Source organism: Cryobacterium melibiosiphilum (assembly GCF_003602235.1).
Classification (GTDB): domain Bacteria; phylum Actinomycetota; class Actinomycetes; order Actinomycetales; family Microbacteriaceae; genus Cryobacterium; species Cryobacterium melibiosiphilum.
Genome location: NZ_QZVS01000020.1, coordinates 1 through 4,666, shown reverse-complemented (window position 1 = coordinate 4,666; position 4,666 = coordinate 1). Strand labels below are relative to the sequence as shown.

At 59.6% G+C, this 4,666-nt stretch carries 5 protein-coding genes; 2 read left to right on the top strand and 3 right to left on the bottom strand.

The features are described 5' to 3' along the window. Window positions 1-206: 206 nt before the first annotated feature. Window positions 207-977 carry an SDR family NAD(P)-dependent oxidoreductase gene (locus D6T64_RS00260; RefSeq protein ID WP_119970307.1) on the top strand — a complete coding sequence of 257 codons (771 nt, stop codon included), beginning with the start codon at window positions 207-209 and terminating at the stop codon, window positions 975-977. A gap of 408 nt (window positions 978-1,385) precedes the next feature. Here the strand turns inward: D6T64_RS00260 and D6T64_RS00255 are convergent, their stop codons facing one another. Both D6T64_RS00255 and D6T64_RS00250 read right to left on the bottom strand, forming a co-directional pair. Further along, window positions 1,386-2,018, bottom strand: a complete 633-nt coding sequence (locus D6T64_RS00255; RefSeq protein ID WP_158594742.1) for a Type 1 glutamine amidotransferase-like domain-containing protein — start codon at window positions 2,016-2,018, stop codon at window positions 1,386-1,388. A 346-nt stretch (window positions 2,019-2,364) separates the two neighbouring features. After that, window positions 2,365-3,165, bottom strand: coding sequence for a CPBP family intramembrane glutamic endopeptidase (locus tag D6T64_RS00250; RefSeq protein WP_119970303.1), 801 nt, complete (start codon window positions 3,163-3,165; stop codon window positions 2,365-2,367). A gap of 155 nt (window positions 3,166-3,320) precedes the next feature. Here D6T64_RS00250 and D6T64_RS00245 point away from each other — a divergent pair, with 155 nt between their 5' ends. Then, entirely contained in the window at window positions 3,321-3,845 is a 525-nt protein-coding gene (locus D6T64_RS00245; protein ID WP_119970300.1) for a nitroreductase family protein, read from the top strand. Window positions 3,846-3,877: 32 nt separating this feature from the next. On the opposite strand, the gene catA is transcribed toward D6T64_RS00245, so the two are convergent. Next, window positions 3,878-4,666, bottom strand: a 789-nt coding sequence (catA, locus tag D6T64_RS00240) for a type A chloramphenicol O-acetyltransferase (RefSeq protein ID WP_233550745.1), incomplete at its 5' end; no start/stop codon positions are given.

Genomic DNA, 4,666 nt, shown 5'->3' with positions numbered 1-4,666 from the left:
CGCCATCCCGGCCAGTTTCACCTCCCCGGCCAGTTCCAACTCCCCGGAATAGCGGTACCAACATCGTGGACTACCCGTACCAGTTACGACTATCCGCCAGGCGTTGACAAGCTGTTAAAATCAATGGAACAACACTTGCATGTGGACTGGCCTGGTCGTGCTGGCATGCGAGCGCCCTACAGACCAGAAGCAGTAAGGGAGATACATTGACGAATTTCTCAGGACGTAGCATCCTCATCACGGGTGGAGCTGGCGCGATCGGTGTCGCAACGGCGGAAGCTTTTCTCCGCCTCGGTGCGAAGGTCGCATTGGTGGACATATCCCAAGACGCGCTCGACGCGAAGAAGGCGGACTTGTCACCGCTCGGCGAAGTGATCGCCATTCAGGCGAACGTGACCGATGAAGCTGATGTTGCCCGGTACGTTGCTGAAACGGTCTCTGCGTTTGGCACCATCGACGTATTCTTCAACAACGCTGGAATCGAAGGTAAAGTCGCCGCGATCGTCGACACCCCCATTGAAAATCTGGATTCCGTTCTCGCCGTCAACGTCCGCGGGGCGTTCCTCGGCCTCAAGCACGTCCTCCCAATCATGACGAAGCGCGGCAGCGGGAGCATCATAAACACATCCTCCGTCTCCGGTTTAAGTGGGACCCCGAACCTGTCGCCCTACGTCACATCAAAGCACGCGCTCGTCGGCCTGATGAAGGTCGCTGCTTTGGAAGCAGCACCGTCCAATGTCCGAGTGAATTCTGTCCACCCGTCCCCGGTCAACACACGCATGATGCGTTCGTTGGAAGCTGGTTTCAACCCAGACGACGCTGAAGGTGCGCAGGCTGCGTTCGCTAAAGCAATCCCGCTCGGCCGTTACGGTGAAGCAGCCGACATCGCCAACCTCGTCGTGTTTCTCGGATCCGATGAAAGTGCATTTATCACCGGCGCTCAATACCGCGTCGATGGCGGAATGGGCGCCCTGTAACGGTTTAGAATCCCGACGATGAATTGGCTGGGCGGACGAGCAAAAAGCTCGGCGGCCCAGCCAATTCGTGTGGAGTGGGCATCGAAGGAATCGATACCTGCCGAGCCGAACCGAGTCCTCAGGAGACGGGGCTGCGGCCGCGCGGCTTCGCCACTCGTCGGAAGTGACTCCCCACTGGACACACAAGCGCAAAACACATCGCAGAGTCGTAGGTTGCGTCTCGCAAGCCATGTGTTTCGACACACTGAGGTTGCGAGACACCTCCCGTATGAGGATTGCAACGGGCGAGCCACGCGGCGCCTTGGTCCGAGGGTGCCCGCAAGCGGAACCCCCTGCGGGACCTAGAACTGCCCCGCGCGATAACGCGTGCTGGCATACCCCCGAAAACAGGTCGAAGCGTCCGGCCCCTCAAAGGAGCGCAACGCGGTTGCCGTCGACCACTAGCGCATCACCGTCACGAAGCGCCCAATACGGCTTGTCTTCCAGTGCGTAACCCTTGGCTACCCGGGTTAGGGCCGCGCTTTCCGGGTGTTTCGGAGATCTAAGGTGGGGCACGAAGGGCCGATCCAGGATGCCGAGGCCATCGAACGCCACTGTTCCGTACAGGGACATGGCGTCCTCTGTCGAGTCGCACGCTTCGAGGCCCGCCAGGCTCGGAGCGAGAACGCACGCCCCGGCACTGAAACCGGCGTAGACGAATGCGTCCAGTCCGAGCTGTTCGACGATGAGCGCGTCGGCCCCCGACCGCGCCAAAGCTGCGCGAAGAGTGAAGACGCTGCCACCCCGCACCCACAGAAAGTCCGGGTGGGCAAACGTCGCAGAGAGGCTCTCCGCGTCGTGCACGCGAAGATCAAGCTCACTCGCTGCGAGCCCAAGGCGCGCGAGGTTAGATATCTGACGGGCAGTCTCTCGGTGCCGCACCTCAAGATCAGCCCCGTCGAGAGCGTTCATGATGAGCCAGCCGTGTCCACTCCCGCGGACCAGCGCCGTGAACGTCGACGGATGATTGCCAAGCTCGTACGACGAGAGGTAAAGGCGCATGCACTCATTGTCCCGCGTTGGGCAGCAACGATGATCGGGCCATCGACTGTGCATACGATGCCGCTCCTACCAGTCCCGCCGGTGAATCCGCTGCTTTGACCCCACCGCCGACCCGATTGACGCGGTTAAATTTGGCGTCCCGCAAGCCGGACGCTCAGCGGGGACCGAATCGCGTGAAGCCAACCGTGTCGACGTCCAAACTGAGACGCCCGTAAGCGGAACCCCGTATGCGACTGGCGAGCTAATCGATATTGCGAACTTGTGAACCGTAACGCTCGACGTCGTTCGTTTTCTCGCGGGTAGTGTCACGCGTGTTGCGCGCACATCTTTCTTCCACCTGATGAAACTAGCCCATCAGTAACGGTGGAATCAGTACGGCAATGATTGTTGCATCGGCAACGATGTGGGCGAGGTAGGTCGCGAACATTCCACCAGTTCGGGTCCGGAGGTAGCCGAGCATAACTGCCCACGACCCGGCCAGGATTACTCCCATTACCCCGCTCGGCACGCCGTGGAAATGTGCAAGCCCGAATGCAAGCGCGGTAAGGCCCACTGCCCACCGCGGAGGGAAGTACCGCAGCATCGGAGTCAGCAGAATGCCGAAAAAGATACTGTCTTCGATCGCGCCGTTCACTATCGCGAACCCGAGCGCACCCGTTACGGCAACGGGAACTGAAACTGATTCGATGAGCTGTTGATACGTTTCGGGAAGCTGACCGTCGAACACGGATTGCCACAGTAAGAGACCAACGACGCTGACTCCTGCCACGGCGGCTACCGTGACCCACGTGATTCCATCAAGTCGGCCGACGCGCAACCAGTCTCGCCACCGCCTCAGTCGCCCCGCACGCGCCGATATGACAGCAGTAATTGCGATCGCAATTGCGGGACCGATCGGCCAGAGTCCCACCACGGGGATGAGGCCGACGACATACAGAAAGAACACCAGAACTACAGCGTCTTTTGCCTCAGGCGCATCCGCATGGCGCAGCCACAGACCCAGTAACAGCGCAACGACCGCAGCCAACACGACGAACGGCAGCGAGCTACTGAAAACCGGCTGACACGCGCCCAGCGCAAGCAACGCAACCGTCACGATGCGACCGTGCACGGCAGCATCCAGACCAGACAGTTCGTACTTGGGCATAGACCCATGATCCCGCACAGATCCAGATCAACCGATCAAACCGGAGCGCCACAAGCCGAACCCTGGGCGGGCACTCTGAGCGCAGGACCTATTGACGATTATCATCGCCCTAGTGGTGCGCAGCGTTCATCCTGCAGGAATGGGAAGCTGAGTAGATGGAAGCACTGGAATTGATTCGAACCCTCACCGCACGCCCGGCCGTTCGGTCGTTTACCGATCGCGCGGTGTCCACCGAGCTGCTGGAGCAGATTGTTGACACTGCGCGGTGGACTGGTTCGGCTCGCAACCGGCAGCCGTGGCGTTTCATCGCAGTCCATGACAGAGCACACCTTGAAAGGCTCAGTGCACTCGGGGCCTACGCGCAACACATCGCGTCCGCGCCGTGCGCCCTCGTCCTTCTCTCCGCCGACAACGGCTTCCAGGACACCCAATTCGATCTCGGAAAGGTCAGCCAGACGGTCATTCTCGCCGCGACTGCCTTGGGGCTCGGAAGTTGCTTAGCGACAATTTATCCAGCGGACAACGTGGAGCAGGCAGCTCACTTACTTGAGGTAGAAACTGGATGGCTACCGCACCACGCCATTTCGATCGGTTATCCGGGAACTCTAATGACGGGAGTGCGCGCGATCGCTTCTGGACGTCTACCCGCCGCAGAATTGCTTTCTCTCCACCGCCCGTAAGCGGAACCCGTTGCGGGAAATGGTGTCTGAACTTATGCGAGCCAGTTTGCGCTGGCGTCGAAAACCTCTTGAAGCTCCTTGATGAAGCGGGCGGCATGGAACCCGTCCGCGGAAGCGTGATGGATCTGCAGGGTGAACGGAAGCGTCACTTGCCTCGCCTGCTCGACGTACTTACCGAGAGTGAAAATAGGGAGGGAGTGGTCGTGTCCATGGGCGATGTTCAGCTCGAATCCACTGAACGACAGCCAGGGCAGACTTGAGATGTCGAAAATGTTCTCTGGCACGTCGCCTTGAGGAAACATTGTGGTCGCCGTTCGATGTGTCGACAGCAACGCCACCGCCTGGTCGTAGAACTGTGAAAAATCCTGGTTATATTCGGCCCAGACGCTCGCGAAGGTCTCGCGGTCGGGATTCAACACAGTGAACGCCGGATGTACGACATTCCAAATTGACGGGTGACCCTCCTTGTCGACAGTCATCCGAAATTCTTCGTGCTTGTTCACGACGGAGGCGATCGCCCAGATTTGTGCCGGATAGATTTTTCTGCCGGTATCCCGCAGCGCGGCTACAAAACGGGTCACATCGAGCTGGACTGTCACGCTGTAAGTGCACGGAACACGGGTCTGATAATGGTCGAAAGGTTCTCGACGCGGCCAGGTGGCTAGGTCGATGGGTGTTTTGTGGTCCACAAAATCATCTTCTCCCATCACGACGTCCTCGCGTGTCAAGGGCCATGAAGAACGGCCCACTGGCGGCCACGAAGAATGCCCGCTGGTGGCCAGGAAAACTGCCCATTCATGGCCAACAGATCTGCCCACCGG

Bases quoted from the DNA above. Each gene is read 5' to 3' on its own strand.
- D6T64_RS00250 (WP_119970303.1), bottom strand. From the start codon at position 3,165: ATGCCCAAGTACGAACTGTCTGGTCTGGATGCTGCCGTGCACGGTCGC.
- D6T64_RS00245 (WP_119970300.1), top strand. From the start codon at position 3,321: ATGGAAGCACTGGAATTGATTCGAACCCTCACCGCACGCCCGGCCGTT.
- D6T64_RS00255 (WP_158594742.1), bottom strand. From the start codon at position 2,018: ATGCGCCTTTACCTCTCGTCGTACGAGCTTGGCAATCATCCGTCGACG.